Genomic DNA, 443 nt, shown 5'->3' with positions numbered 1-443 from the left:
CGAGAACGAAGCCCTCGCCGTCGAAGCTGTTGGCCTGAGCTACAAGGCCTATCCGACCTGTGCGGCGACGCATCTGTCGCTCGACGCGCTGCTGGCCCTGCGGGATCGCGAGGCGCTGACGCCGGATCGCATTGCGCGCATCGACACGTCCCTTCCGCTGGTGCTCTCTCGAAACCTGATGCATCCGGAACCGCGCACGGGCATGGAGGCGCGCTTCAGCATGGAATACTGCCTCGCGACGGCGGCGATCCAGGGCTGTATCGGCCTGCCGGATTTCGAGGGTGATGCAATCCATCGCGACGCCATCAGGGCCTTCATGCCGCGCATCGCGATGCACCCCCTGCCTGAGGCGGATGGCGAACCGCCGCCGCCAACCTCCGTGATGCTGACCCTCACCGATGGAAGAACCTTGCAGGAGACGCGGACGGAGCGCCGCGGATCGC

At 66.6% G+C, this 443-nt stretch carries 1 protein-coding gene; it reads left to right on the top strand.

Features of this window, described 5'->3' with window-relative positions:
* Positions 1-443, top strand: a 443-nt coding sequence (locus tag ACLD7X_RS19010; protein ID WP_411425238.1) for an MmgE/PrpD family protein, incomplete at both ends; no start/stop codon positions are given.

It is taken from the genome of Aphanothece microscopica RSMan92 (assembly GCF_046613545.2).
In the GTDB taxonomy this organism is placed as follows: Bacteria; Cyanobacteriota; Cyanobacteriia; order PCC-6307; family Cyanobiaceae; genus NIES-981.
Note: the sequence above shows the minus strand (reverse complement) of the source record. Positions and strands in the feature narration are given on the sequence as shown.